Consider the following 25714-nt stretch of genomic DNA (forward strand, 5'->3'; position numbering starts at 1 on the left):
GAGCCCGCGGATGGTCGTGTGGCCACGTTGGACGGAGTGGCGCGGTTGGAGCAGCGATGAGTCCCGCGCGTCGGCCAACTGACACCGACCAGGTACGGATCCCGGCCGACCTGGCTGGGCCGGTCGAGGTCGCGCTGGCGAAATCGGTCGACCAGATCCCCGGCCCGCGGGCGATGCCGGGCGGTTCACGATATGAAGTGAAGTGGGACGGCTACCGTGTCGCGATCGTCCGCCGCGGGCAGGCAGCGCGGCTGTGGACACGCAACCGCAGCGACATCACCGACCGGTTCCCTGACATCGCTGCCGCCGCGATCCTCCAGGTCCCCGATGGCGTGGTGCTCGACGGTGAGCTGGTGATCCTCGGCGCCGATGGTCGCCTCAGCTTCGATGCGCTTCAGCAGCGCCTCGTCACCAGCCCCGCGAAGGCCCGGGCCAAGGCGGCCGAGCTTCCGGCCTCCTACGCCGCGTTCGACGTGCTCGCCACCGGCGGTGTCGACCTGCGTACGCAGCGCTGGACCGTCCGCCGGCAACGTCTCGAGCAGCTGTCCAAGGGCTGGGTCCCGCCCTTGCAGCTCACACCTGTCACCGATGACGTCGACGAGGCCACCGAGTGGTTCGAGGTGCTGCCCGCTGCGATGGGAGTCGAGGGACTCGTCGTCAAAGGCGCGGCCTCGCGCTACACGCCAGGCCGCCGCGACGCCTGGGTCAAGCTCAATTCTGCTGGGGTGCACCGTGTTCGGTCTGAGCTCGCTCGGGTGTTGATCGAGGTCAGCGCGCTGAGCGGTGTTCCTGGACGGTGCGCGACGGGTGTCGCGGACGGGGGTGAGCAGCGAGGTCCTGGGCAATCAGCTCCACCGGTAGCGAGTCTGGGACGACTCGCTACCGGTGCTGAAGGCGAATGCCTTGTCGGGCTGAACCCTGTAGAGCTGAGCACTCCCGGTCCGAACGGCGTTGCCCAGTTGATGCCAGGTTCCGTCCTCGCGGGTTAGCTGCCAGCCGTAGGCCTGTTCGAACGCGGTCGCCACGGCTTCCCTGGTGGCCTGGTCGGTGACGAGGCTCGCAGTGCCTTCGATGACGTAGTCGTTGCCGGTCAGGGTGGCGGTTCCGGCGGTGAGCGCGCAGTGCGGGTTGGCGCTGACATTCTTGGCTTTCTGCTCGTTCTCGCCGGTGGTGAACCACATTGCGTCGAGCGCCCAGATTGCCAGCAACGGGGTCACATGGGGCCGGCCGTCCCGGCGTACCGTGCACAACTGAAATTTCTGGATCCGCTGCAGTGCCCACTCCGTCACCTCCCACGGTGTCGGGCCGGCGCCTGGCGTGGAGAAGGGACCGACGCTGGTCTGCGGCGCGGCCGAGTCGTGGGCCGTCGGAGTAGTCATGGTTTCCTCCTGATGATCGTCGCGGATTCCGCCCCGGCACAGCCGTGGGCGCAGCTCAGTGGGTCTCGGCGAGATGGTCGGCCAGCATCGTGCTGACCGACAGCGTCGGCCTCCGCGCCCGTACCGACCAGCGGATCGATATGACGCTGAATCTGATCCTGGATCTCATCCATGGCTCTCCACGTCACTTCCCGACCGCGCCTCGCCGCAGAAACTGGTGTCGCACACCTACTGAATGACCATCTCAACGTGACAGTGCACGACACCGAACTCAACCCTCTAGAAGGTCAAGCACCGAGAAACCCGCGAGATCATCGTCGGCGGAGTTCTCGGACCGATCAGCCGCCCCGACGTCGTGATCGCCGGCCTCTACAACGGCCAGGGAGAACTGGTCGTCATCGGCCGCACTGTGCCGCTCAAACCCGACCAGTCCGCCCAGCTCGCCGCCGTACTCCAGCCCGCCGCCGACGACCACCCATGGCCCGACGAGATCACCTCATACCGCTGGGGAGGCCCCGACTCCAAGAAGCCACTGACCAAGGTTCAACCCACCGTCGTGGCCGAAGTCGCCGCCGACGCCTCCACGCAGGCCGGCCAAGCCCGCCACGGTATGCGCTACCTCCGACACCGCCCCGACCTCCGGCCCGACGACCTTCCGACACTGCCACAAGACGGCGAAGACAGCTGACCCGATCACCACCACGGCTGCGTGATTCTGTTGCACAGACGGCCAGTAGTCGCCACCTCGAGCCACGATGAATCAAGGTCGCTAGACGCAACTCCGCGAGAGTCGGTGGGAGAAGTCGCTGGTCTTGCCCCTTAGACAGCAGGAACCTCTCAGCGCGGGGACATGCTGGGCCGGATCACACGGTTTTGTTGCCCCACCTCTACGGGGTCGGGTTTCATGGAGCGAAGGCCCCGGCCGGAGGAGGGGTGGGGGGCCCGGCCGGGACCTTCAGTTTTGCGCGGGCGGCTTACACGGGGTCGGCCACGACGCCGACATTCCGGAACTCCGCCTGCAGTGCGTTGACCCGCGCCGCCGGCTCGCCGGTGAGAGCCAAAAGCTGGATCCTTATCGCCGGCATTGATATCCCAGCGCGGACACGCCCGATTCGCGGCACCTCGATGACCACGGTCCGAGTGAGCCTCGAGCGTTTCGTCGACATGGATCTGGTACCGCGGCAAGGCCGCGACCCGGTCGGTCCCGGCAATGAACTCCGGGCATTCCACAACCTCGGTTCCGATCCCGGTATGGACCTCATGAGGGAGAACCGAAGACGCTCAGCGCCCTGCTGAGGCGAGAAATCACCGGCAACACCACGGTAACCCCGCGTGGCCGGGCAGGGAACCACCACCCCGCGACTACTCGCCGACCTTGGCCGGCGGGAGGCCGAACCCACAGTCCATCCCGGTCTGCGCGCAGGTCTTCTGCGACCGCGCGGCATGGCCTAGCAACCTAAGTCCGCGGGCCCTCAAGCAGGCGGGATCCCCAGGGCTCGGAGAGCCTCGGCCGGCGCGCCCAGGAGCAGTTCGCGCAGATCGATCTCGAGCGCAGCGCAAAGGGCCACCGCATCAGCCAGCGTCACCCGACGCGTACCGGCTTCAACCGTGGACACCGTCTGCCGGGACCAGCCCATCTCGTCCGCCAGATCCTCTTGACGGAGCCGCCGCCGGGCGCGAGCGGCGCGCACGTTCGCGGCCACCAAGGCGTCCAGCTCTTCTGGCTCCATGCCCGGCATGTTGCCAAGTAACGCGGACCGGCGTCATGTCGCGAATCCGGGCCCGTGTCACGCTGTAAATGCGCACAGACCGAGAGTAGAGAATTACGCTAGAATTCCTTGCATGACGCCAGAGAATCGGTCGGAAGGTGAGCGAGATTACAGCTGGGCCTGCATGGCCACCTACCGGCACAACTCATGGGCGGTCTCGTACTGCACGAAGCCAAAGGACCCGCAACACAAGCACCATGTCGCCCACGACGCGGGGCGCCACTACCTGTTCGGCTGGACGGAAGAGTCGAACTCCGCTGCGACGACGCAGGAGGCCGGCCGCCGCATGTAGGGGGACACTTAGCCGATAGCGGCCTATCGAACATATGCTCTAATACTGTCATGACGAGCAAGGGGATCGGAGACGTGCGGCGGGTGCTCGGTCAGCCCCAGAGCTGGATTGACCAGCACTTCGCGCGGCCAGCGCCTGACCTGCCCGATTCCGGCGGTGACCCGCTGGTCGACTTCCTCAGTTACCAGATCCGGCGGTGGGAGAGCGAGGTCGCGACCGAGTCTCGCGAATACAGCCAAGGTCCCGGTGGTGCCGCGTTCCTCCGTTGGGCGCTCAACATCCGCCGGCAGTGCAACGCGCTCAGGCTCGTCCTCGCGCAGTACGCCGAAGCTCGGGCCGCCGATGCTCCCGAAACGCTCGTGCTGCGGGAGCAGCTCGACCACCTCGCAACTGCCTTCAACAGCCATCCTGACTGGCGTGCGACCTGGGATTGATCAAGCGACCCGCAGCGGAACCAAGGGGAGAGTTAGGCCCTAGCCAGCGAGTCGGCCCGGTACCTCGAGCGGCGGCTGGCCCGAACGCCGCCACGTCCAGCCGAACGTTGCATGCACGCCCGCGACATAACCGGGTGGATCGATCGACTCCCGCCGGAGGGCATGCAGCCGCTCTGCTTCTAGGGCTTCTGCCTCGATCGACTCCTCGATCGCCAGCTCACGCTTGCGCGAGATCGGCGACCGTGCCAGCTCGCCGCGCCGACCGTTAATGGGCTGTGCGTATCGGACGCCGGCGTTCGCGATCCAGCGGCAAGCCGAAACAACGCCCGCGAGGTAGCCGTCTTCACGACCTTGCGCCGCGAGAGCGTCGGCGCGCTCCTCGGCGGCCAGCCACACCAGCGCGAAATCGTGACGCCGCACGCCGCGTAGATGCTCGCGCCGGATCTCGTCGAAGTCGCTGCCCGTCAGCTCCATACCAGATACGGTCCCATGCCCCACCGACACTCGCCAGATGTTCGCCGCGGGAGCGGCGGCAGATACCACATCATTTGCGCGTGAACGACACACCGACGCCGCCACCCACGCAGCGCGGCTCGGCAGACCCCCCATTCGCGGCGGGACCTTCGGGCGGCCTTCCAGCGTGCTTGCCCCGGAACCGATCATGTGCGGTGGCATGACGGGTGCTGCGCTGGTGGCCACGTCCCGAAGGTCTGCAATCAAGAGTGCCCTATCGGCGGGAGACCTGTCGGCGGTTATCCACAGGCCTCGGATGGAATCGGTGGTGCTCAGTAACGAGGCTGGTGGCTGGCTTGAGGCGCCGACGCGAGAAGGCGCTCCAGCGCCCGTAGACGGGCAGAATCGAGCGGTTGAGAGTCCTTCAGCCCTTGCTGCGGCGCCGCAGACCAGGATTGCGCTCGCTGGTACTCGCGGCCAGTGAAGACCTCCGCCAGGGCAGGACCGTAGCCGAGGTCAAGCGCGATCCGATCGACATACATCTCCGAAGCACGTGCGGCGGCCGGCACGACAAACGGCGCGGCCAACGGCGACAGCAGGAACACGATCACGTAGGAGAAGCCCCACCAAGCCCAAATGCCGATGATGCCGAGGGCGTAGATCACGAAGAACACCTTCAGCAGGAACCCGACAACCGGCTGTCTCCAAGTCGCACGGAGCGCCTTTCCCATCAGCCGGGCAGGGATCGACAGGCAGCACACGATGAGCGAAACCGGCCGGGGGAGCGCCAGGCGATGCGCGAGTTCGTGCGCCAGCACTGCTTCGAGGTTGCGTGCCGGAAGGACCAGGGCGGCCCAGCTCGTCACGGCGATCGTCGAACCCGCGACGGGTGGTGCAGTAGCTTCCGGGCCTTCATGAATCCATATCCGGTACAGGGTTCGGGTCTACATCGGCCGCTGCGCAAACTGCGAACCAGGCGGGTCCGAGACGCTGACTTTCCAGGCCGTTCGGGGGACGCAGTCGCCACACCCTCCATGCGAGGAACGCCTCGCCGGTCGGGTGCAACGATGCCAGCGCGAACGCCCCCCACGCGACCATGGCGATCACGTAGACGGTCGTGCTTGGAGTACCGATGAGCTGGATCGACAGCCACGACCACCACAGCCACGGCAAAGCCATGATCAGCTCGGTCAGGCCGGACAGCTCCCACCGCCGGCCTTCTCTGGCTGGTGGTCGTCGGAGCTGATTCGGCAGGATCGACGCGGCCCGACGAGACGGCGGCGCGGGTGACGTGCCGCGCTCCCTGTCGGGGCCTCCCGACTGCGGAGACAGGCGTGCCTGTGGCCGGACCTCGAGCTGTGCCTGCGGATGCGGCACCGGGGAGTGTGGAGCAGAAACCCCGGTGACGGGTGGTGGAGTCGGCCGAGCTGGCTGGTGTGGGCGATTTACCGGTTTGTTGCTATGAGCCCCATTCATCTTTCGCAGCGTAGTCAGGTCTCTGTGGGTCGAACAGTCGTTTGCACGTTGTTGCAGCGGAGCACGAGCCAAGTACCAGGAGGCGCGGGTGCGAGCGCAGTAGCTCCTTGGGCTATCGCAATCGGCGGACCATTGAGACCGGAGCTGACCTTGCAACTCGCGTTATGTCCGGGCGGATCTCGACTGGTAACTGCTCGCCATACTGACTGCGCTGGCACCTACTGCACGGCCCCGACGACCCAGCGCGGTCCGGCAGTCCTCCGTGACTCTTATCGCAAGGCTCCGTCGGGAGAGGATCCTGCTGCAAGATAGCCTGCGAACTGGCTGCGGATCTCTTGGGGGACGGATGCGATTCAAACGACGGACGATGATGCAATTGGCCGATATGATTTGCGGGAACGTGGGTCCATTCCCGTACCGCAGCAGCTCGTACATCACCGAGTTCTTCAGTGACATCGAGACCGACTACACACACGACGGGACGACTCGCCAGCGCTGGGTGGCCGAGACGCTCGAGAAGATTCTTGAGGAACCGCACGCAGGCACCGGGAAGGTTCCGCCGACGTTCGCCAGGGTGATTCAACGACTCATGGACCCGACGGATGCCACCGATGAAGACGACCAACGCCCTGCCGCGTTGGCGATGCTCAACGCCTCGCTGGCCAGGGAGGGTTTCGAGGCGTACTACGCCCCAGACAGGCAGTGTTACCTGCGGCATGTCGCAACGAATACCATCACAGCTCCTGAACACAACCCGCACAGGCCGTTCTCAGCAACCGAACTCGAACGTCGCCAGCAGCTGCGTACCTACTTGGACGGTGCGTCAGAGGATGACCTGATCGAGGACGTTCTGCTGCCACTGTTTCGGCAGATGGGGTTTCACCGAGTTACTGCCACCGGGCACAAGGACAAGGCGCTGGAGTATGGCAAGGACGTCTGGATGAAGTTCACCCTCCCGACGCAGCACGTCCTTTACTTCGGCCTCCAGGCGAAGAAGGGCAAGCTCGACGCGGCCGGCGTGAGCCGCGCGGGGAACGCGAACGTCGCGGAGATCCACAACCAAGCACTGATGATGCTGGGACACGAGATTTTCGACCCAGAGATTGGGAAGCGCGTGCTGGTCGACCATGCGTTCATCGTGGCCGGCGGAGAGATCACCAAACAGGCTCGGGCATGGATCGGAAACGCACTAGATGCCTCACAGCGGCGGTCGATCATTTTCATGGACCGCAACGACATCCTCGACCTCTATGTCGTGAACAACCTGCCCCTGCCCACAGCCGCACTGTCGGGCTGGGGAGTTCAGGTCGCGTGGCCAGACGAGCCACCATTCTGAGAGTTCGCGACTTTCCAGAAGCTACAGTCGCGGCTGTGCTTGTGCGCGTGGTAACGCACGTGACAAAAACGTAGGCCCGTCGGCGGCCGGCGTGCCAGAATTTCGCCCATGCTCGTCACTCTGACCCCCGGAGTCAACCGGGATCACGTCCTCGAAATGCTCCGCAAAGCATCAGTCGAGATCACCAACAACTACGGCAATCAGGACGGCTACGTCCGATGGGTGATGAACACCGCCCGGACGCTGCGCGGCCAGATCGCCCAGACCGACATAGACCAACTCCTGCTCACCCCGGCCTTCTACCGCCTAATCGACCCGGTACTGATGGGCACGCCACAAGGCCTCTGGTTGCTTGAAGCCGAGATGTCCGAGCGGCAGGCCATGCTCACAGCCGCATTCGAGGCGCTCCAAGAGCAGATCGCCGCGTGGACCGCCGCGGCCGGCAAGGCTCTGGCGGTGGTGGATAGCAGCGTCTTCTTGCACCACCCGGCATGGACTCAGGACGACGACCCGACCGCGGTCATCGCGAGCATCCCCTGGCCCGAGGAACTCGGTATCGCCTTCGACGACGTCTTGCTTGTGCTCCCCGAGGTGGTCATCCGCGAACTCGACCGGCTCAAGGAGTCGGGCAACCAGAACACGCGCTATCGAGCCTCGGTGACTCTGGCCGTCATTGACAAGCTGCTGGACGACCCAGACAGCACGGTGCCGATCCGGTCCAAGGACGCCGACTGGCATGCGGTGGCTTCGCTCGGGGGGACACCTCGAGGCCGGGTCGACTTACGGGTCTTCTACGACGATCCGGCGCACCGACCCCTTGCGGATGAGGATGCGGAGATCATCGACCGGGCGCTCGCGGTACAGACCTTGGCCGGCACTCCAGTCCGGCTAGTGACCATGGATACCGGGATGGGACTCAACGCGCGGCGAGCCAAGCTGCTAGTGAGGAAGCCCGCCAGGGAGATCGAGACACCACGGAGTGACGGCCAGTCGGCACGAGCTCGCAGGCGTGCTCGGGCCGAGGCCTCTGAGACAGCAATGCCGAAGTAGATGCGCAGCCGATCTGCCAGCCTTGGCGCGATCGTTGCCTGCCATTCGCAAGTGCGCCACGACTGATCAGCCTTGTGAAGTTTCGGGGAGCAATGACGGCCCGCTGTTCCGTGGAAACGGCGCGCCGTTCCGGATCGTCGGTCGTTGGCCCCGACCTCCACCGCCCGGCGGTGGATCCGGTGCGTTACGAAACTCTGCTCGGAGGTCCTGCCGTGGCCTGACCTGCGCAAACTCGTGTTTGGCGTGGAATCACAGACGTGTTATTCTGGTCGAGTTCGGGCGGCAGTCTGCCCGCAGTGCCCTCAGTCGATCTGACTGGGGGCTTTTTTGTTGCCCTCAACCGTACCCCCGATCGCGACCCTGCTCGGGGGTACTCGGTCATGCCCGGAGGCCTAGCCGTGTCCACGTCCGTCACGCTGTTGTTGCTCTCACTGATGCCGTTCGCTCTTCTCGTGGTTGTTTTTGGCACGATTGTCGTCGTGGCCCTGTGTCAGGCGAAGCCGGAAGACGTCCCTGCGGTCTTCCGTGAGTCAGGAGCCGTCTTCAAGCGCTTGGCCGATCGTCTGCCCCGGACCGAAGTGTTGCGTGGACCGCTCCGCGGCGATGTCATCGGCATGCAGAATGATGGCGTGGACGATGACCACGGCGGTCCGGACGGACACCCTGGGGACGTAGCGGCGAAGGAGTCCTGATGCCGATGCGACGAGTGGCTTTCAAGGACCCGACGGCCCAGCGGGCTGTGCCCGAAGAGCTCCTGGAGGGGCTGCTGGAGGCACTTTTTGCGCTCTCAGCGGGGGAGACTCACATCCTGGTTCTTCGATTTGGGCTACTCGATGGCATGCCGTGGACCCTCGCTGAGATTGCCGAACCCTATGGGGTGACGGAAGAACGCGTTCGGCAGATCGAGGGCAAGGCGATGAGCAAGCTCCGCCATCCAGCACACTCACAAAAGCTTCGAGATGCGTTGCTCGACGATGGGTTCCGGCTGCCCGAACCCCTGCGCCGACGCGTTCTCGAACGCTTTTACCAGAAGGCCGGCCAGGGCATCCCTGGAGACGGTCGATTGCCTCTGATCTTTTGTGATCGCCACGGGTGGAGGGAAGCGCCGCGAGCGACCGCCAGGATCTGCGAGGCCTGCATATGCCCGCTGCCGCGCAGTTGGACAGGCCGTCCGCCGCAGTATTGCTCTGGCGGTTGCCGCCAGGCTGCTTATCGACGACGCCTGAAGACATCGAAGAATCCGAGGGGTGGACGCTAGATGAGTCGGTTCGCACCAAGCGCCCGTCAAGCCTACGAGCCTTCCAGGCGGAGTTCTGTGACAGTGGCAATAGGGGCCTTGTCGTTCGCGAGCACCGTCGCACGCTTTCCCCTTGATGCTGCGACGAGGCCTCCTGCCACGAGCAGTGCGACCGCACGGTGAGCCGTGCTCGGGGAGACACCGTAGCGGCTGGCCAACATCTTTTCTGGCGGCAACGGGTCACCGTGCCCCAGGATGCCGGCGTCAATCGCGCCGCGTAGGTCGGCTGCGATCCGTTCGTATAGCTTGAGGTCTTCATCCATGACGTCCGGCACGGCAGGCTTGGAGGCATCGGATTCACGTGCCGTCGGCCTGGCGGGCAGACGCACGGGCGTTGCTCCTGCCGCGCGCTGATCGGCCTCCGACCACCAGGCTGTGTAGACGCGGAGCGTCGTGGTGCCACCCCCCGAGTGACCCAAGCGTCCAGCGGCGGAACGCACGTTGTAGCCCGCCATGATCAGCTCGGTTGCGTTGTAGTGGCGGTGGTTCTTGAGCTCGGTTTCGATTCCGAGTCGCTTTGCCATCCTCGCGTAGCGTTTGCTGACGGAGTCCGGATGAAGCGGCCGGCTTCCGTCCGGCGCTGAAGAGAAGATGTACCCGTCCGGGTCGAATGGGAGTCCGAGCTCGGCGGCGCGCTGGCGGCAGCGTGATTCGTGTTCGTCGAGGACGGCGTCGGGCTCGGGGTCCATGACGATCCGTCGGTGTTGATGTGTCTTGGTGTCCTTCTCCTCGAGTTGGCCGGCGTCGTTCACGAAGATCGAGCGTCGGACGTTGAGGACCGACGTGGCGCCGTCTTCCCGGCGCGTGCGATCGCTCCAGCGCAGCGCGCACATCTCCCCGCGGCGATTGCCGGTCGTGGTCTTCGTGGATAGGAAGGCGCCCCAGTCCTCGTCCTCTTTCCAGGCTTCTGTGAGCAGGCGACCGACTTCGTCGACAGTCGGCGGGTGTGGATCTGGCGTGGGCAATCCGGGCTTGCTCGCATGCTCGGCGGGATTCACCGCGATCCATCCCCACACCACTGCCCGATCGAGGGCACCGCTGAGGATCCAGTGGATCTGGCGAATGGTTGAGTCGCCGAGGCCTTTGCACACGTGCGGTTTGCACATGCGGCGGCAGCGGCGGCATCCCTGAGGGTTGTTGCGAGGGCAGCGGTTGCCCTCGTGCTCGTCGCACTGATGAGCACCCGCCGTACGGTGGTCGATGAACTCTTTGCCGTCGCAGTGAAGGCGGCAGCGGCGGAGTTCGGCGTAGAACGAATCGAGGATCTCGACGCCGGTGCCGATCTGGCCGAGTTTCGCCAGCGGTGTTGTGTCGAGGAGTGGCTTGATGTGGTTCTTGTACTTCGAGCGGTACCCCCGCAAGGTCAGCACGTCGACGTCGACAATCTCGAAGTACTTGGCGATGAGCTGGCCGACGTTGGCGCGGGTCTTTGGGTTCCGCCCTTCGTCGACCTGGTTGAGGAAACGGGTCTTGAGCTTCTCCGCCTCCTGAGCTTGCCGCGGGCCGGGTGGCACGGTTTCTTGCAGGTAGAAGGGCCTCTTCGTAACGGGATCCTGACCGGCGTACACCCGCACTCGCAGCGCCCCCGAGGGGAGCGCAGTGATATTGCCGCGCTGACGCTCCCGCGGCTTCCCCGATGCGGCCATGCTGCGACGTTAACACGAGTTCATGTCACGGGACATGTCACGAATGGTTCTGGATCAGTCGCAGGTCACGGCCAAATGTGGCCGTGACCTGCGGTTTTGCGGAGTAGGGCGGACGGGACTCGAACCCGTGACCCAGGGATTATGAGTCCCCTGCTCTAACCAGCTGAGCTACCGCCCCGTGTGCGGGTGATCGTATCGGGTTGGTGGGGGTGGGGTGTGAAACCAGGGTGGGGTCAGGGGTTCGACGGAGTGCTGGTGACCAGCTAGCGGGCATGATGGAGGCAGTCCGGATGAGAGGAACTCCCATGGGCTGGTTCATTTTTCTGGTGATCGTGGTAGGCGCGATCGCGGCGTACAAGTATCGCGTGCCGCTGCTGGCGAAGATTCTCGGGCAGCCGCAGGATCGGATTCAGCGGGCGATCGATCGGAAGAAGGGCAAGTAGGCGAGCGCCGACGGCCCCGGAGACGTGGAGAGGCCCCGACCGCTGGGTGCGGTCAGGGCCTCGTTTGCTCACGCGGTGACGGTCAGCCGACGCGTACGGCGGCGACCGAGGCGGAGGCGGTGATCTCGCCGCCGCCGGCGGCGCTGCCGTCGTCGTTGTAGCCGAAGGCGAAGACCTCGACGGTGGTTGCCTTGGCGACTGTCACGATCTTGACGGTTGCGCCGGTCAGCTCGCGGTCCTTCGCGGGCGAGATCTCGGCGCCGAGGATGGTGCCGTAGTCGGTGCCGAACGCCGTGTCGGAGGCGCCGACTCGGAGCGCGAGTTGCGGGCGCGTGCCCGGTGCGCCCGCGGTGGTGCGGGCGAAGAAAGCGGTCGAGTTCAGCAGCCAGGTGCCCGGCTGCAGGCTGAACTCGCCCACCTTGGTCTTGTTGGTCTTGAACGACCCGCCGATCTTCGCGATCGCCACCGGATCGAAGTCCTTCGCGACACCCGACTTGCCATAGACGTCGGTGTCCTTCAGGAACGCGTTCCGGTCGGCCGGCACGATCTTGCTCGCGGGCAGGCTGTTGTCCACGACCTGCGTAGCGGCGACCGAGCGCGGGCAGAGCGGGTACGAGAGGCTCTTGCAGTCCGGCTTCACGGCGCCGTTCGCAGCAACCGTGACACCGACCAGCACACCGGCCCCGAGCACGGCCGCGACCAGCAGCCGTCCGCTCTTGGTGTTCAGGAACTTCTTGACGTTCACAGGGTTTCCTTCCCCTCCATCCCCGAGGCCCCCTCGGGATCTGCAGAGGAACGTACCGGCAAAGTGTTGGTCTAGGCCACTATCAAACCCTTGTTTCAGGTGGGGAAGTTTCGGCACCACGCGGTGAGCGTGATTTTCGCGGTCGTGCCCAGGTCGGTGTCCACCGGCCAGACGACCGCGTGCTCGCCCTTGCCTCGGGCAACGGCGAGGTAGGTGCCGGATGCCTTGTCCGCACCGGCTTCGACCGTGCTGGACCAGGAGATCGCGGCCAGTGCCGTTTCACCCTTGCGAAGGACGAGTTTCTTCGGGCCTGGGTCGATCGCCATGTACGACGTGCCGTGGGTCGCGGTCACGTTCATCGCTCGGCGATCGGCGTCGAGCACCGCGATGTCGGGGTAGCCGTCGACGGTGATCGGTGTGGAGCGGCAGTTGGTCAGCTTGACCACCACGGCTCGGTGGCCGAGGGCGGCGTCGACCGGTCCGACGGTGATCGAGGCGCCGGAGTCCGGGCAGGTCGGCCGCGGCGGTGCGGGCGTCGGATCGGGGTGAACGGTGGTGAAGGGAGTGGGGCCGAGCGGCCGGGGCGTCAACTGCGTGAAGGACGGCTTGCTGTCAGTCGTCACAGCTGCGCTTTCGGTGCCGCAAGCGGTGAGGAGTAGCAGTCCGGCAAGAAGCCCCACCTGGGCGCGACGGTGCATTCGTCGAACCTACCTGCGGTCGCGGGCCACGAAAAAGCCGGGCTCCTGTGAAGAGGAGACCGGCTGGTTTGTTGCTCCCGCGACTGGACTCGAACCAGTAACCTGCCGGTTAACAGCCGGCTGCTCTGCCAATTGAGCTACGCGGGATCGTGGTAGTGCGTGACCCCGAAACCCTGAGGACCTGAGTAGGTTAGCAGGCGGGCAGCGAACTACAAAAACGGGATTCGGCTGCCTGCGGGGTCAGATTCCGAACTCGTCGCGGACCTGCCGGAGTGCTGCCTCCGCGGCATCCACGACGCCCGGCTGGTCGGGCTCCAATCCCTTGTCCAGAACGAGGTTCCAGCTGACCGGGGCGTCCGTGACGGACGGATTCCGGCGGCCAACGATGCGTACGCCGCGTTTGCCCGCCAGCGGCACGTGCCGCTGGACGATGATGCTCGCGTCGACGCGTTCGCGGAGCAGTTGGCCGAAGCGTCCGGGGTCCTCGACCTTGAGCTCGGTCGCACGCAGCGGAGTACCGAAGTCGGTGGTCTCGTAGATGTGCAGCACAGATGCTTCGGAGTCCCAGCCGGCGCGCTCGATCTGCTCCCAGCCGACCCGGCGGTCGGCGTCGGTAGAGTCCGACGGCAGGTAGACGGCTGTCCGCGTGCCGGCGGCCCAGCGGCCGTTGGTCAGCTGTACGGCGGCCAGGATGTCTTCCTTGCTCCCGGTCGACTCGCGGGCGGCTGCCGAGACGGCGTCAGCCAGCTCACGCGGCCAGGAGGTGCGGAGAAGTCTCACATGGTCATCATCCCAGTCGGCTCCAAGTCGGTGGGTCGAGGGTCAGGCGACATAGTCGCGGAGCTGGGGGAGGGCTCGACGGCGAAGGTGGCGGAGTGCTTCGCGTTCCAGGGTGCGAACTCGTTCGGTGGTCAGGTCCAGGCGGGTGGCCGTTTCTTCAGGAGTGCAAGGGATCCGGCCCTGCAGGCCGTACCGGTGCAGCAGGACGGATTGATGTAGGTCGTCGAGGAACTGCAGATGGTGAGCCAGGTCACGGCGAAGGGCGGCGCGCAGGACGATCGGGTCGTCGTCGATCACCGAATCGGAGTCGTCGAGGTCCAGCGTCTCGGGTTGCATCCGCCACGCCTGGGCGCGCTCGACCCGCGCGACGGTAAGGCCGGTCGCGTGGGCCAGCTCGGGGTTGGTCGGCTCCCGCCCCAGCTGCTGCGTCAGGTCGTTGCGGCTCGTCGCCACCCGGGAGGCGTCGGCGTACGCCTGGGCCGGCATCCGGACCAGCCGCGAGCGGTCCGAGATCGCGCGCCCGATCGACTGGCGGATCCACCAGATCGCGTACGTCGAGAACCGGTGCCCCAGCCGATGATCGAACCGCTCCACCGCCCGCATCAGCCCGATATTGCCCTCCTGGATCAGATCCAGCAGCGAGATGCCCTTCCCGGCGTACCTCCGGGCCAACGACACGACGAGTTCCAAGTTCACGGATACGCTATACAGCCATGAGGGACTCTCACGTCAGCAGCAGCAAGCTCCGCGCAGCCATCTACGTCCGCATCTCGAAGGACCGTGAGCTAGGCAAGGCAGGGGAAGGGCTAGGCGTACAACGCCAGCAGCAGGACTGCCAGGAGCTGGCAGACCGGATGGGGTGGCAGGTCGTAGAGGTCTTCCGGGACAACGACAGGTCAGCCAGCAACGGGAAGCTCCGAGAGGACTACCAACGGCTCCTGGACTGGATCAGGGAAGGCCAGATTGACGTGGTGGTGGTGTGGCACACCGACCGCCTCCACCGCAGCACCACAGAGCTTGAGGAATACGCCAAGGTCTGCAATGCGATGAATGTCCCGACCCACACTGTGAAGTCGGGGCACATTGATCTGAAGACACCAACGGGCCGGATGGTTGCAGGCATCTTGGGTCTTACAGCTCGATTCGAAGTCGAACACAAAGCAGAGCGATTGGCTGCCAAGTACAGGCAGATGGCGATTGACGGGAAGTCTCGCCGGGTATCAGCTCGCCCCTTCGGTTTCGAGAGGGACGGAATCACCATCAAGCCCGATGAAGCTGCTGAGCTGCTGAAGGCAACCAGAGCTGTGAACGCTGGTGAGGGCCTGAAGGCAATCTGCCGGGATCTGAATTCACGTGGGATCAAAACCACCATGGACAAGGAGTGGAGCTACACATCTCTCCGGAAGATGCTGCTTCGTCCCCGGAACATCGGGCAGTCGGTTTACCGGGGTCAGGTTGTAGGTGAAGCCGAATGGGATGCCGTCGTTCCCATTGGCGAGTTCCTGACTTGCCAGCGGATTCTTACTGATCCCTCACGGAGGACAACCCCCGGCAGTGGGCGGAAACATCTGCTCACCAACATTGCCAAGTGCGGGAAGTGCGGGAAGGGGCTGCTACCCGGCATGCGACCCAACCGGGACGGCACACCGTTCCGTATGTACCGGTGTTGCGTGTATCGGGACATCGAAGAGCTTGAGCACCTGGTCTCCCGTGCTGTGGTGCTGATCCTGACCAAGCACGACGCACGGAAGCTACTCACTCCCGCACAGCCGGCCAGCAAAGACCTGGAGCAGGAACGATCTGCAATCGAAGCGCAGATGAACGAAGCTGCTGATGCATTCACGGCCAAGCTGATCACCATGGCTCAGCTCACTCGAATCACTTCTGATCTTCAGGATCGGATGGAAAAGATTGATGCCGGACTGATCGACAGGGACCGTGCTCGAATCTTCGATGGCCTGATCTCGGTTCCGGATGTGATGAAGGCTTGGAAGAGTTTGTCTCTGGCTCGAAAGCGGACGGTCGTGAACACGCTCTTCACGATCACGGTTCAGCCAGTTGGCCGGGGCAAGGTTGCAACCGCGGAACACACCACAATTCGTCTCAAGAACGAAGTGGCACATGTCCTGGATATGAGTGACCTGAGCACCATGATCGGGGCATTCCCGGATGAATCCCAGATGGCGGAAGTTGTCCGGGCCTTCTCCTGAGCCACGGAACGGGGCCTCTGAGGCGATTTCAGCCCCTTTTAGGCACTGGGAGCTACCCCCGGACCCTTCAAGCCGTTAAAACGGCTCCTACGGCTTCTTGCGCCTGTCCAGTCCCAGAGCCTTGAACACTTCTGCCGGTGCACCGTCGAGCAGCTCAGCCAATGGCATCTTGAGTGCTTGGCAAAGTAGGACCAGATCTCCGGTCCTGATGTGACGGGACTTTGATTCCAGGCTGGATACCATCGTCCTGGTCCAACCCATGTCGTCAGCAAGGTCTTGCTGGCTGATCCGCAGGCGGGCGCGGGCAGCTCTCACGTTGCCTGCAATCAGCTCGTCCAGTGCCTCCGCCTCCACATCTCGAATCGTGCCTGTTCAGGCTTCACCCGTCATGCCGCAACATCCCTCACTCTGAGCCCATCAGTTTCATCATGAGTCAAACTGACTCAGAGTGTGGAAGACTCGCTCACATTGAGTCGGAATTGAGCGGAAGGAACTTCGATGGGTGTCGAGTGGGGTGGTTACGGTCCGCAGAGGACCTACGCAGGCCAGTGCATGTCTACATATCGAAGTGTTCCGGGACGTGACTGGTTCCAGTACTGCTCACTGCCGAAGTACCCCGAGCACACCCACCATCAGGCGAATGATGCGGGCGGCCACTACCTCATGGGCTGGAGTGATGAGTCCGCAACAGAGGCAGAGCTGAAACACCAAGAGCACATCAACAAGCCAGCCAGGGGGCGAGTAAGGCGTGCGTAGCCCGCATCGTCACCCTGGCTGATCCAACGGAAGACCCCCGGTTCGCTCCATGGCCGGGGGTCTTCCTCATGATGTTCTTATTCAGTTGCATCAGGCATCGAAGTTGGCCGGCTGGCTACTACCTGACCAACTCATCGCGGATGAAGGTCACTGTCAGGTTGCCAGCTCGCGTGTCGTAGCGAACGTCTTGTGCCGAGCTGATCAACAGCTCCGCTACTCGCTTCGCTTCGTCCAGGTCTTCGAGCACACCGGACAGGACGGTTGTCATCGCAGTGACTGCCAGATCTTCCACGCCGTCAGCCTAGGTCTCACAGCATGGGCTGCACCACGACCTGCCTGTAGAAGACCGTGATGTTGCCGCTGGCTTCGGTGAAGTGCATCAGCCGGACGTGGTAGCTGTTGCCCGGTGTCAGGCCAGTGATCAGCCGGAAGGTCCCAGCACCAAGCCGGGCCTCTACGCCACTGGTCACCGTGCCACTGACCTTGAGTGCGTCGTTGCTGTTCGACGCGACAACCTGCGAGCCGCTACCGGCACCAGCGGTGACCGTTGCTCCGGTTCGAACTTCCATCGAAACGAACGACACCTTGTCGGTCTGCGAAGACCAGAAATCAGCCTTCCAGTGAACCAGCACGGCACCGGAGGCCGGAGCAGTGAAGGCCACACCGCAGACGTTGGTGCCTGACGTGGCGGTGGTGTTGGAGTACGGACCTTCGGTGTTGGTGTCAGAAGCAACCACAGTCGAGAGTCCGTTGACCTTGGCAACGTCTGCATCAATCCGGATCAGCTCCGTCTCAACAGCAGTGGCCAGGTCTTCGAGCCCGGATGCGATGTCCGGTGCGTCTCCCAGCTCCAGGAACGGGAGGTCATAGGTCGGTGTGGTGTCAGCCATGTCAGTTGCCTCCGTTCAGGGCCTGGACCGCAGAGAGGATGTCTGCGTCAGAGATCACGTCTGTGCGAATGCCGAAGTCGGGGTTGGCGTTGACCTGCCAGTTGTCCTTGGCATAGGCCCACTTGTCACCCCAGCCAGGCTGTGCAGCGAACTGCCACATGCGGGAGGCAACCCAGGATTCCGGGTTGTCGATGCTCTCGGAAGCAGCAGCCGCAGTGATCCGGCCCATCAGGCTTCCATCAGTGGCGATGTCTCGAATGCTGCTGTAGCTCATATTCGTTGCCTTTCAGAGAACTGGTTCGACCAGGACGGACCGGTAGAAGACGTCAAGGGTTCCTGTGGTGACTAGGTGCACCGTTTGGACGTTGTAGGAGCTGCCCGGCGTGAGACCGGTGAGCAGGTAGCGGTTACCGGCGCAGCTTCGGGTGACACCAGAGGCAGCAGAACCGGCCATGATGCCTTCGTCAGTGTTGGCGGCATGGAAGACCGATCCCGAACCAACGCTGCTTCCAGCACGCACCTCGAACGCCAGGTAGCCGAAGTTGCTTGCAGCGTTCGATTCCAGATGACCGGAAACGGTGATGTAGACGGAACCGCTAGGTGGCGCAGTGAATGCAGTGCCGACCACAGGAGAGCCCGGCACGAAGGATGTTGAGCTGATGCCAAGAATGTCCGTCGCACTGAGGCTGCGTGCGGGCTGGGGAAAGGTGAAGGTGTTGTTGGCGTAGGCAACGGTCTTGTTCGTCAGGGTCTGTGTGTCGTCATCAGTGACTACATCCGAACCGTTAAAGATGAAGTCGTTCCCGGCCATGCTGATGGTCTGCGGGAAGCCGCTGGTGGCATCGACATTGAAGCCGCCGAACACTTGCACGATGTCAGCGTTCAGGTTGACTTCGGTGTCGCCCGTCATCGAGTCGTTCGTGATCGCGACCCAACCGTCTGCGGTGCCGAGCAACTCTGGTACCACCAGGCGAACCTCAGAGAAGGTGGTGAACCCCGGAAGGACGCGCGAGAAGAGCACACCAGGTGCGGTCTCATTGGCGTTGCCAGAGGCAAACCTGATCTGGTTGGCAGCAGTCGAGTCGATCTCAATGCGGTTGCCACTCGTCGCCGTCCTGAACAGCCCGCCAGTGATCGTCTTGCCCGTGATCGCAGCGGCATCGAGCTTGGCTGCGGTGATGGCACCAGCAGCAATCTCCGTGGCAGTGATGGTCCCTGCTGCGATCTTGGCTGCGGTAACAGCACCAGCAGCAAGCTCAGTCGTCGTGACAGCTCCAGCAGCGATCTTCGCCGTGGTGATCGCACCAGCCGCAATCTCGGTCGCGGTAATGGTGCCTGCGGCAATCTTTGAAGCAGTGACAGCACCAGCAGCCAGTAGAGCAGTAGTGACGGCAAGGGCTGCGATCTTCGGTGTCGTGATCGCATCGTCAGCAATCTTCGTCTCAGTGATCGGGAGGATCGCATCAACGTCTGCTTGTGCAGTGGCGACATCAGCAGCAACGTCCGCGATGTCAGACGACAACCCGGGGATGGTCGTACCGGTGAGAGTCGCGATGTCAGCCTGTGCAGCCGCCACGTCAGCTTCTGCCGCGTCCAGATCGGTCTGGAGGGCATCTACCCCGGCTTGAGCTGTTGCAGCCGCAGAGGCCGCAGCAGAGGCCGTAGAAGCGGCACCATCAGCCGTGCTCTGTGCAGTGGCTGCATTCGTGACTGCGGTGTCTGCGGTGGACTGTGCAGTGGACACATCGGTGCCCAGATCAACAACATCTCCCTGCACCACCGTCACGTCACTCTGAATCGCGGGGATGGTCACGGTGCTGATGGTCTGAACGGTGTCACCCAACGCGCTGATGTCTGCTGCCCAGGTCGGAACTGTTCCGGGGTCTCCCGGGTTGGTGACCTTGCCCAGGACGCACACACGATCCCCGGCAGTCAGTAGCGCAACCACATCACCCACCTGGAGAGCCATGGACTCACCACTGAGAGACGGAAGGTTGACCAGGGTGCCACCGGCAACAGTGATCGTGTTCGATCCCGTATCGGAGTCCCAGGACTGCACGACTCCCTGACGTAGTTGAACACCGGTTCCATTAGCCGGCCTACTCAGCAGACCGGCCAAATCATCAGAGATCATTCGGTCACATCTCCGATCTGCTCGCCGTACTGCTTGCGCGTACGAAGGCTGACGGGGGTTTCCTCATCGAGCGGGATCGTCACCGTGTCGATGATGTGAGCTTCGGTCTTCAGCGACAGAGAACGCGTCCCGGACGGGTAGCGCACCTTCAGCACGTCGTCTGGTTCCAGGGCCGGGTTGGCAATGGACTGAAGAGCGACCTGGTACGGCAGACCAAGGCTCTTTCGCAGCAGCACGGAAGCAGCACTGCGGGCCTGATCAGTGGTGGTGATGAAGGGCGAGCTGTAGAACCGCGGAACAGGTCCGAACCGGCCTCCGTACCGGGTAGGGCTGGAAGGGCTCAGATCGGCCACAGCAGCCCAAACAGGAGGGGTTGTGTCCGTAGCCTCACCACTGGCCACCACGACGTTGTAGATGCCCTCACGGGTGATTGCCCTGGACATCTTCACCAGGACTCCGTTGGCTCCCGCGTCGATGGTCCAAGCAGGCGCACCCGACACATCCGGGGGAGTCCTCACCACGAACACACCACGGTGATCGAAGTAGCCAACCTTCCCGAGAGAGGTGACCAGATCCCGCAAGGTGTCGAAGCGCTCTCGGTCGGCCAGCACAGTCCGGCCAACTGCTGCGTCCCGCACTCCCGTGTCATCCCACTCGATCACCGCAGAGGGGTAGACCTCAGTGATGAGAGTGCTCACGAGCTGTCCACGGGTGAGCGAGCTGGCGAACTGGCGAGGAGTCAGGAACCGTGCATCCTTGATCCCGGCCATTCGATCAGCACCCGAAATCTCTACGGGTCCGTTTGGTGTCTCCTCCTGCTCGGGCGCGTTGATCCGGAAGTACCCCAGGCCAACAAACTCCGTCTGTCCGTTGCCGTACGACAGCCCACGTTCGACGTAGATCTCATTGCCGTACGGGGCCAGCAGGTCACCAGCTCGACGGGGCCAGCTCGCACTAGTGGTCAGGTTCAGCGTGGCCCTGATGTCCGCTGTCGAAGCACACTGCACGTCCGATCCCGGCAGGATCGGAATCTCAGTCCCAGTCGGGTTCGTACCGGTCTGGAAGCTCGTGCATACTCGAGCGCGGAACACTGCGCTGTGACTCCCACGCAATGTTTTCAAGAACCGATCACTTACGCCTCTCATGGCACGATCACTTCTGAAGGCGTGCCGGTGCGAGCCAGCAGATCAGCGATGGTGGCGTTGTCCGCCATCATGTCCGTGATCGTGGCGTATTCAGCCAGGACCGACTGGATGGTGTACGCGCTTCCAATGACATCAGAGCCCGGTGCAGCAACAGTTGCCAGCGGCAAACTCCACACCCGCCGGCTAGAGGTCCGCATGGTTGGTTCCCGCGTCACATCACCAACGGAGAAATACCCTCCGGGGATCAGGTCCACGTTCGATGGCAGATGAATGAAGATCACGTCACCGGTCGAAAGCGTGTACTCCATGTCCCGCTCCTCAGCAGCCGTGAGGGTGAGGAGCTGGAGTGTGTAGCTCAGCGAGCTGCGCACGCCACCGATCTGCACAGGGTTCGTCCGGCCGACCACATCCATCAATGCGGACCTGGACTTGTTGGTGATGGTGCTCTTGTCCGCGACGATCACCGTGCGGTTGAGGAACGGTGCGGCAGGCACCTTCAGCCAGACATCATCGAAGGTGACAGCAGAGACGCTGAACTCAGTGGTGGCCGTGTGAGTACCGGATGCGTTGTACTCCAACACCCGGTACTTGTAGGCCACACCTTCCGGAAATTCATAGTCGTAGTACGTGACCGCGCTGCTGGCGATGGCCTGCGTGCTCCAGCCGCGTACGTCTTCCCACTGCACGTACGGGCTGACAGCTCGCTGAACCTCCACGTGATCGGTGGTGCCAGCAAGCGAGGTGACCTGGAGAACGCGACGGCACAACGTGGTGTCGAAGCTGACAGTCAGAGCAGTCACGACCCAACCCCCTGGAGTACAACGCGCTTGGTCTGTCGCTTGTCCGCCTTGATCTCCTGACGAACAACCTTGGTGACCTCGCCGCCAACCTCGATGTGGACCTCAAGCACCTGCGGTGCCTGGTTGCCAGGAGCACCCTTCTCCGCGGACGTGATGAAGCCGGGCTGAGAGCCCATGGTCAGCCACTCAGGTCCCCGCTCACCCACCTTGTAGGTCTGGAACGGCTGAGTAGGACCACCAGACGCACGACCAGCAGAACCGATGATGTTCGAGGGAGTCGATCGGGGAATGCCAGCCACGGTGTACTTGACCGTTACGACCTTCGTGCTCGGAAGGTTCTTGATCGAGCGACCCAAGGCATCAACAGATCCCTTTGCAGCAGTGGCTCCGTTGACCTGGACGTTGCTGGTCTTGTTCGGCGGGATGCCGATCAACGAAGTGGCGAGGCGATCAGCTTCCTTCTTCGACAGCCCCATCTGCGTTGCGATCCGAACGAAGCTGGAACGTGCGTTCTCTGCGGACCTACCCGCAGCAGCAGTACCCGCACCGGACTCGATCATGGATTGCGTCTGCTGGTTGGCTGCCTGAGCAAGAGCGATCAGAGCTGACTTGTTGTTCCGGCCCTTCTCGCTGTTGATGTCCAGGTTCTTCCCGTTGTCCTTAACCGAAGCGGACGCAGCATCAAGGGACGCCTGGAAGTTGACCTCAGCCCCGGCCAATCCAAGTGCAAGGTTCTGAAGCCGGAACGTGGACTGGATCAGGGCATCAGTTGCCTTCGTCTGCCTATCGAACTTGGCAGCAGCACTCTCAGCCTGAGTACCCGCACCAGCAACCGCGTTGCCAGCAAGGATCGCAGCAACCTGGCTGTCGCTCAGACCCTGCGTGAAGTACTTGGCCGCGTCACCCGTGAGACCAACCGCAGTCGATGCCTTGTCGGCTGATCCAGCCAGTTGATCAAGCCCGGTCCTCGCCAAGCCAAGTCCAGGAACAAGGTTGTTCACTGTGGTGTTCGCAAGGCCGCCGATCGACAGTCCGGTCTTGTCCAGGAAGGCACTCACCTTCGGGTTGTTCTCGAACCGCTTGATCGCACCATCAGCGTTGTTCAGCGCAGTGATGAGGTTGAGGGTTCCCTCCGTCAGGTTTCCAACCAGACGGGTCATGTCGGCAAGCCCTTCCGGGTTCGCCTTCACGGACTCAGACAGAGTCTGCAATCCCTTTGATACCTTGCCGATCGCACTCTGAGTCGCTGGACCAAGAGCCCCCAGCACTGCATTGAATGCCTCTGCCAACGGACGCACGGCAGGCTGTAGTTGCTCAAGGCCCTTCGATACCTGATCAACGAAGGTGGTTACGACTGGAGCCATCTCCTTGAAGACAGCCTCTAGCGAAGGCTTGAACTTCTGGAAGGTGCGATCTGCGAATCCGGCAATAGAGATCAGGGTTGACTCGAAGGGCTTGGACAGCCGCGTCATGTCGGCACCCATGGAATCGAGCGTCTTCGACCACGCGTCCTTCACCGGCTGCGACTTGGCCGCAAAGATCAGGCCCAGGCCCGCAATCCCAGCACCGAACGCCAGTGCGATCCCGGACGCAGCCACAGCACCCACCGCAGGGGCTGCAACGGCCACCGCAGCCACCAGGGCTCCAGCGATCGCAGGACCAAGCACCGGGGTCTTCAACGCCCCCAGGAAGCCGCTGCCAAAGACGGTGCCACCCGCGTTGCCTGCTTCACCCAACGCTGACGGAGAGAACCACTTCTTCAGCCCGGTGAAGAAGCTCTTGCCGGACTTGTCACCGGAGTCACGGAACTTCTTGTCAACGTTCCTGGTGAGTCGATCAATGTCCCGCTCACCTTCGTTGGCAGCTCGCCCCAATCCCTTCGAGTCACCATCGAACTTGACGTTGACAGTGCGAGTCGGACTACCCATTGCCCCACTCCTCCAACACCTTGTCCACGGCCCCCAACCACTGCCGTTCAATCGCGGGTTCGTTGTCCTCGACCGTGCTGAAGAACCAGTGGTCAGGCTTGGTCGTAGCAGGGAACTGCTTCAGGACGTTGGCCCCGAAGTTGGAGCCGTAGATCAGGTCTGAAGCGGTGGTGGGTGCTTGCCCCTTGCTACGACGTGACTGCTTGCCTGCACGCCTGCGACCACCGGCCTGGACGGACGGCACCCGATCACGCTTGGCCTTGACTGTGGGAGCCACCAGAGCGCCCTGTCCGTTGGACGAAGTAGCCGCACTACGGATCTTCCCCGCCAGGTCGGTGCTGATCTGCTGGTTCGCATTCCGGAGTTCCGTGGATGCGTCCTTGGGCAGCTTCCTGAACGCAGCCAGGGTTTCCTTCGCCCCGGTGATGCGGACCCGTACGACGATTCCCATGCTCTGGTGCCTCCCTTCACTTCGTGTCGTTGCTGAGGTCGATTGCGTCTGGTGGGAGTTGGCCGGCGTGGTTGTCTTCGGCAAGAAGTTGAACTGCTGTCGCTATGGCTCGCTCTCCTTCTTCGGCCCACGCAGTAGGTGAGATCCCTGTCTGTATGGCTAGTTCGATGAGTGATCGGGAGAGGGACCCGACTGGGTAGGGTCCGGCTCTTCGTCCGCCGCTTCGTCATCGAACGAAAGGTCAAGTTCGTGCTGGTCTTCCCAGTCCTTCAGAGACCCCGTGAACAGCCCTTGTCGCTTCGCAGCGATGTGCGAGAGCTTGTAGTAATCCGTCAGGTTCGGATCACGCAGAAGCTGCGCGTACGACTTGCCCTTGTTGGTCTTCTCCCAGACCAGCACGTCTCGCGTACCGGCCTTGATTACGAACTCATCCCCGTTGTCGGGAACCACCTTGAACGTGAACACGTCACCCCTCCTCTTACCGCGGGCTTAGTTGCTTCGGGCACTTACTCGGGATCGGTGAAGACCGGCTGACCCTCACCCGGAAGGTCAACGGAGAAGGTTGCCCACGCACCCTGTTCGCCACCGAAGGCAACGTTCTTGAGGGTGACCGTGATCTCTCCAGAGACCCCACCGGCGACGGGCTCGAAGGTCACAACGACCTTGTCTCCCGCGTTGTCGTTCAGGTAGCGGGCAAGACCAACCGCGTCCTGGTGATCCTGAGGACCGTTGATCGAGAGAGTCCAGGTCGCAGAGTCCACGTCGTTGTAGATGCCAGCAGGCTTCAAGGTCTTGATGGTCTGCGTGGCCTGGTCCGGGGTCAGTACGACGCTGGTGACCTGGAGCGTGTAATCCGTAGCTCCGAACTTCACCAGCGAATCCCGCATGACATACGGCGCGAAAGGCATGGTCATTCACTCCTACACGTGATCGAAATGGCGAACAGGTCGCCGTCTGTTTTGGTCAGGTCCGCGCGGTCCACGAAGGCCACCGGATTGATTGCTGCGAACAACGGATCTGTCAGCTCATCGAGCTGCTCGATCGCCGTGTCTTCGTTGCCGCTGAGGATCACCAGGACTCGCCACGTGACCTGAAATGCGTAAGCGGGGCCACGTTCGATCGAACCGATGAGGGGCCACGCATCACCGGGTGACACCGTGTTGGGCTTGGTCGTGTAGCCCTTCACACCAGGAACGGTGCTCGCCGCATCAGCCAGGGCCTGACGTGTTGCAAGAAAGCTCATCCGACTACCAGCCTTCTGAACGGGGCCTCCAGACGACGCACTTCCGGATCACGTCCAGGGAGTACGACGGTGGAGCTGCCGAACTCGTCGTTGTCCTGGAGCACGGCCAGGGGCTGAGACCTCATCTCGATGGCCCGCTGGCATCTCCGGAGCAGTGCCGCCGCCAGATCGTCCGGGTAGTCCTCCGGATCAGCCGGGAGACGGCATACACGGCCCTGTGCGGCTGTTTCCGCGTCCAGGACGGACTGGAGGGCAGGATCAGTCCAGCGAGCCTCAGAGAAGCCCGTAGCCCCGCCCAGGTACGCCTTCAGCTCAGCGAGCGTCGGGAGCGCCATGGTCATCACCTGCCCTTCAGTCAG

Annotated in this window: 31 protein-coding genes, 2 tRNA genes and 2 pseudogenes; 10 read left to right on the plus strand and 25 right to left on the minus strand. The window is 63.2% G+C overall.

What is annotated here, in order from left to right:
• Positions 1–56 precede the first annotated feature (56 nt).
• Positions 57–989 (plus strand): ATP-dependent DNA ligase, encoded by a 933-nt coding sequence (locus FDA38_RS11085; protein ID WP_233714639.1) that lies wholly within the window; start codon positions 57–59, stop codon positions 987–989.
• A gap of 48 nt (positions 990–1037) precedes the next feature.
• Here FDA38_RS11085 and FDA38_RS42990 read toward each other — a convergent pair.
• A pseudogene (locus FDA38_RS42990) lies at positions 1038–1379 on the minus strand (pyridoxamine 5'-phosphate oxidase family protein); the annotation flags it as partial.
• A gap of 355 nt (positions 1380–1734) precedes the next feature.
• On the opposite strand from FDA38_RS42990, the gene FDA38_RS11095 reads away from it, so the two are divergent.
• Positions 1735–2067, plus strand: coding sequence for a hypothetical protein (locus FDA38_RS11095; RefSeq protein WP_137253929.1), 333 nt, complete (start codon positions 1735–1737; stop codon positions 2065–2067).
• 784 nt (positions 2068–2851) lie between these two features.
• Here the strand turns inward: FDA38_RS11095 and FDA38_RS11100 are convergent.
• Positions 2852–3109, minus strand: coding sequence for a helix-turn-helix transcriptional regulator (locus FDA38_RS11100; RefSeq protein WP_137253930.1), 258 nt, complete (start codon positions 3107–3109; stop codon positions 2852–2854).
• Positions 3110–3221: 112 nt separating this feature from the next.
• Here FDA38_RS11100 and FDA38_RS11105 point away from each other — a divergent pair, with 112 nt between their 5' ends.
• A complete protein-coding gene (locus FDA38_RS11105) occupies positions 3222–3440 on the plus strand; it encodes a hypothetical protein (RefSeq protein ID WP_137253931.1) in 219 nt (72 codons plus the stop codon).
• 50 nt (positions 3441–3490) lie between these two features.
• Complete coding sequence (locus FDA38_RS11110) at positions 3491–3874, plus strand: hypothetical protein (protein ID WP_137253932.1); 384 nt, start codon at positions 3491–3493, stop codon at positions 3872–3874.
• 39 nt (positions 3875–3913) lie between these two features.
• On the opposite strand, the gene FDA38_RS11115 is transcribed toward FDA38_RS11110, so the two are convergent.
• Together FDA38_RS11115 and FDA38_RS11120 are read right to left on the minus strand one after the other, a co-directional pair.
• Positions 3914–4348 carry a hypothetical protein gene (locus FDA38_RS11115; RefSeq protein ID WP_137253933.1) on the minus strand — a complete coding sequence of 145 codons (435 nt, stop codon included), beginning with the start codon at positions 4346–4348 and terminating at the stop codon, positions 3914–3916.
• Between the two features lie 311 nt (positions 4349–4659).
• On the minus strand, positions 4660–5262 hold the full coding sequence (locus FDA38_RS11120) for a M48 family metalloprotease (RefSeq protein WP_137253934.1): 603 nt from the start codon (positions 5260–5262) through the stop codon (positions 4660–4662).
• A gap of 908 nt (positions 5263–6170) precedes the next feature.
• Between FDA38_RS11120 and FDA38_RS11125 the strand changes: the two genes are divergently transcribed.
• From FDA38_RS11125 to FDA38_RS43395, 4 genes and pseudogenes are all read left to right on the plus strand, one after another.
• The gene (locus FDA38_RS11125; RefSeq protein ID WP_233714640.1) at positions 6171–7139 is read left to right on the plus strand and encodes a restriction endonuclease; all 969 of its coding nucleotides are present in this window, start codon (positions 6171–6173) and stop codon (positions 7137–7139) included.
• A 108-nt stretch (positions 7140–7247) separates the two neighbouring features.
• The gene (locus FDA38_RS11130; RefSeq protein WP_137253936.1) at positions 7248–8189 is read left to right on the plus strand and encodes a PIN domain-containing protein; all 942 of its coding nucleotides are present in this window, start codon (positions 7248–7250) and stop codon (positions 8187–8189) included.
• A 398-nt stretch (positions 8190–8587) separates the two neighbouring features.
• Positions 8588–8881: a hypothetical protein gene (locus tag FDA38_RS11135; protein WP_137253937.1), complete on the plus strand. Its 294-nt coding sequence runs from the start codon at positions 8588–8590 to the stop codon at positions 8879–8881.
• 5 nt (positions 8882–8886) lie between these two features.
• Positions 8887–9156, plus strand: a pseudogene (locus FDA38_RS43395) (sigma factor-like helix-turn-helix DNA-binding protein); the annotation flags it as partial.
• Here the strand turns inward: FDA38_RS43395 and FDA38_RS43000 are convergent.
• From FDA38_RS43000 to FDA38_RS11150, 3 genes are all read right to left on the minus strand, one after another.
• Positions 9133–9279 carry a hypothetical protein gene (locus FDA38_RS43000; protein WP_233714676.1) on the minus strand — a complete coding sequence of 49 codons (147 nt, stop codon included), beginning with the start codon at positions 9277–9279 and terminating at the stop codon, positions 9133–9135. The pseudogene FDA38_RS43395 and the gene FDA38_RS43000 sit on opposite strands and share 24 nt — an antisense overlap.
• Positions 9280–9479: 200 nt before the next feature.
• The gene (locus FDA38_RS11145) at positions 9480–11132 is read right to left on the minus strand and encodes a GntR family transcriptional regulator (RefSeq protein WP_137253939.1); all 1653 of its coding nucleotides are present in this window, start codon (positions 11130–11132) and stop codon (positions 9480–9482) included.
• Between the two features lie 104 nt (positions 11133–11236).
• Positions 11237–11310, minus strand: a tRNA-Ile gene (locus FDA38_RS11150).
• A gap of 112 nt (positions 11311–11422) precedes the next feature.
• Between FDA38_RS11150 and FDA38_RS42160 the strand changes: the two genes are divergently transcribed.
• Positions 11423–11575, plus strand: a complete 153-nt coding sequence (locus FDA38_RS42160; RefSeq protein WP_170989529.1) for a hypothetical protein — start codon at positions 11423–11425, stop codon at positions 11573–11575.
• Positions 11576–11657: 82 nt separating this feature from the next.
• On the opposite strand, the gene FDA38_RS11155 is transcribed toward FDA38_RS42160, so the two are convergent.
• From FDA38_RS11155 to FDA38_RS11175, 5 genes are all read right to left on the minus strand, one after another.
• Entirely contained in the window at positions 11658–12320 is a 663-nt protein-coding gene (locus FDA38_RS11155; RefSeq protein ID WP_137253940.1) for a hypothetical protein, read from the minus strand.
• Between the two features lie 95 nt (positions 12321–12415).
• A complete protein-coding gene (locus FDA38_RS11160; protein WP_170989664.1) occupies positions 12416–12943 on the minus strand; it encodes a DUF4232 domain-containing protein in 528 nt (175 codons plus the stop codon).
• 149 nt (positions 12944–13092) lie between these two features.
• Positions 13093–13165: transfer RNA gene (locus tag FDA38_RS11165), tRNA-Asn, on the minus strand.
• A 93-nt stretch (positions 13166–13258) separates the two neighbouring features.
• Complete coding sequence (locus tag FDA38_RS11170; protein WP_137253942.1) at positions 13259–13798, minus strand: hypothetical protein; 540 nt, start codon at positions 13796–13798, stop codon at positions 13259–13261.
• A 42-nt stretch (positions 13799–13840) separates the two neighbouring features.
• Positions 13841–14494, minus strand: coding sequence for a sigma-70 family RNA polymerase sigma factor (locus FDA38_RS11175; RefSeq protein WP_233714641.1), 654 nt, complete (start codon positions 14492–14494; stop codon positions 13841–13843).
• Positions 14495–14511: 17 nt separating this feature from the next.
• Between FDA38_RS11175 and FDA38_RS11180 the strand changes: the two genes are divergently transcribed.
• On the plus strand, positions 14512–16008 hold the full coding sequence (locus FDA38_RS11180; protein ID WP_137253944.1) for a recombinase family protein: 1497 nt from the start codon (positions 14512–14514) through the stop codon (positions 16006–16008).
• Between the two features lie 87 nt (positions 16009–16095).
• Here FDA38_RS11180 and FDA38_RS11185 read toward each other — a convergent pair whose 3' ends face one another.
• The 13 genes from FDA38_RS11185 to FDA38_RS11240 form a co-directional block, all read right to left on the minus strand.
• Positions 16096–16362 (minus strand): helix-turn-helix domain-containing protein, encoded by a 267-nt coding sequence (locus FDA38_RS11185; RefSeq protein ID WP_170989665.1) that lies wholly within the window; start codon positions 16360–16362, stop codon positions 16096–16098.
• Positions 16363–16882: 520 nt separating this feature from the next.
• Positions 16883–17056, minus strand: a complete 174-nt coding sequence (locus FDA38_RS42165) for a hypothetical protein (protein WP_170989666.1) — start codon at positions 17054–17056, stop codon at positions 16883–16885.
• 16 nt (positions 17057–17072) lie between these two features.
• Positions 17073–17654: a hypothetical protein gene (locus tag FDA38_RS11190; RefSeq protein ID WP_137253946.1), complete on the minus strand. Its 582-nt coding sequence runs from the start codon at positions 17652–17654 to the stop codon at positions 17073–17075.
• A 1-nt stretch (position 17655) separates the two neighbouring features.
• The gene (locus FDA38_RS11195; RefSeq protein WP_137253947.1) at positions 17656–17928 is read right to left on the minus strand and encodes a hypothetical protein; all 273 of its coding nucleotides are present in this window, start codon (positions 17926–17928) and stop codon (positions 17656–17658) included.
• A 12-nt stretch (positions 17929–17940) separates the two neighbouring features.
• Positions 17941–19788 carry a hypothetical protein gene (locus tag FDA38_RS11200; RefSeq protein ID WP_137253948.1) on the minus strand — a complete coding sequence of 616 codons (1848 nt, stop codon included), beginning with the start codon at positions 19786–19788 and terminating at the stop codon, positions 17941–17943.
• Entirely contained in the window at positions 19785–20933 is a 1149-nt protein-coding gene (locus FDA38_RS11205; RefSeq protein ID WP_137253949.1) for a DUF5047 domain-containing protein, read from the minus strand. The genes FDA38_RS11200 and FDA38_RS11205 overlap by 4 nt, the downstream gene beginning before the upstream one ends.
• Positions 20930–21733 carry a hypothetical protein gene (locus tag FDA38_RS11210; RefSeq protein ID WP_137253950.1) on the minus strand — a complete coding sequence of 268 codons (804 nt, stop codon included), beginning with the start codon at positions 21731–21733 and terminating at the stop codon, positions 20930–20932. Before FDA38_RS11210 ends, FDA38_RS11205 begins: the two co-directional genes overlap by 4 nt.
• Positions 21730–23661, minus strand: coding sequence for a hypothetical protein (locus tag FDA38_RS11215; protein WP_137253951.1), 1932 nt, complete (start codon positions 23659–23661; stop codon positions 21730–21732). Before FDA38_RS11215 ends, FDA38_RS11210 begins: the two co-directional genes overlap by 4 nt.
• The gene (locus FDA38_RS11220) at positions 23654–24112 is read right to left on the minus strand and encodes a hypothetical protein (protein WP_137253952.1); all 459 of its coding nucleotides are present in this window, start codon (positions 24110–24112) and stop codon (positions 23654–23656) included. The genes FDA38_RS11215 and FDA38_RS11220 overlap by 8 nt, the downstream gene beginning before the upstream one ends.
• Positions 24113–24271: 159 nt before the next feature.
• Positions 24272–24577, minus strand: coding sequence for a hypothetical protein (locus FDA38_RS11225; protein ID WP_137253953.1), 306 nt, complete (start codon positions 24575–24577; stop codon positions 24272–24274).
• A gap of 41 nt (positions 24578–24618) precedes the next feature.
• Entirely contained in the window at positions 24619–25026 is a 408-nt protein-coding gene (locus tag FDA38_RS11230) for a phage tail protein (RefSeq protein WP_137253954.1), read from the minus strand.
• Entirely contained in the window at positions 25023–25355 is a 333-nt protein-coding gene (locus FDA38_RS11235) for a hypothetical protein (protein ID WP_137253955.1), read from the minus strand. The genes FDA38_RS11230 and FDA38_RS11235 overlap by 4 nt, the downstream gene beginning before the upstream one ends.
• Complete coding sequence (locus tag FDA38_RS11240; protein WP_137253956.1) at positions 25352–25690, minus strand: hypothetical protein; 339 nt, start codon at positions 25688–25690, stop codon at positions 25352–25354. Before FDA38_RS11240 ends, FDA38_RS11235 begins: the two co-directional genes overlap by 4 nt.
• Positions 25691–25714 lie beyond the last annotated feature (24 nt).

It is taken from the genome of Kribbella jiaozuonensis, assembly GCF_005233875.1.
GTDB classification, from domain to species: Bacteria; Actinomycetota; Actinomycetes; order Propionibacteriales; family Kribbellaceae; genus Kribbella; species Kribbella jiaozuonensis.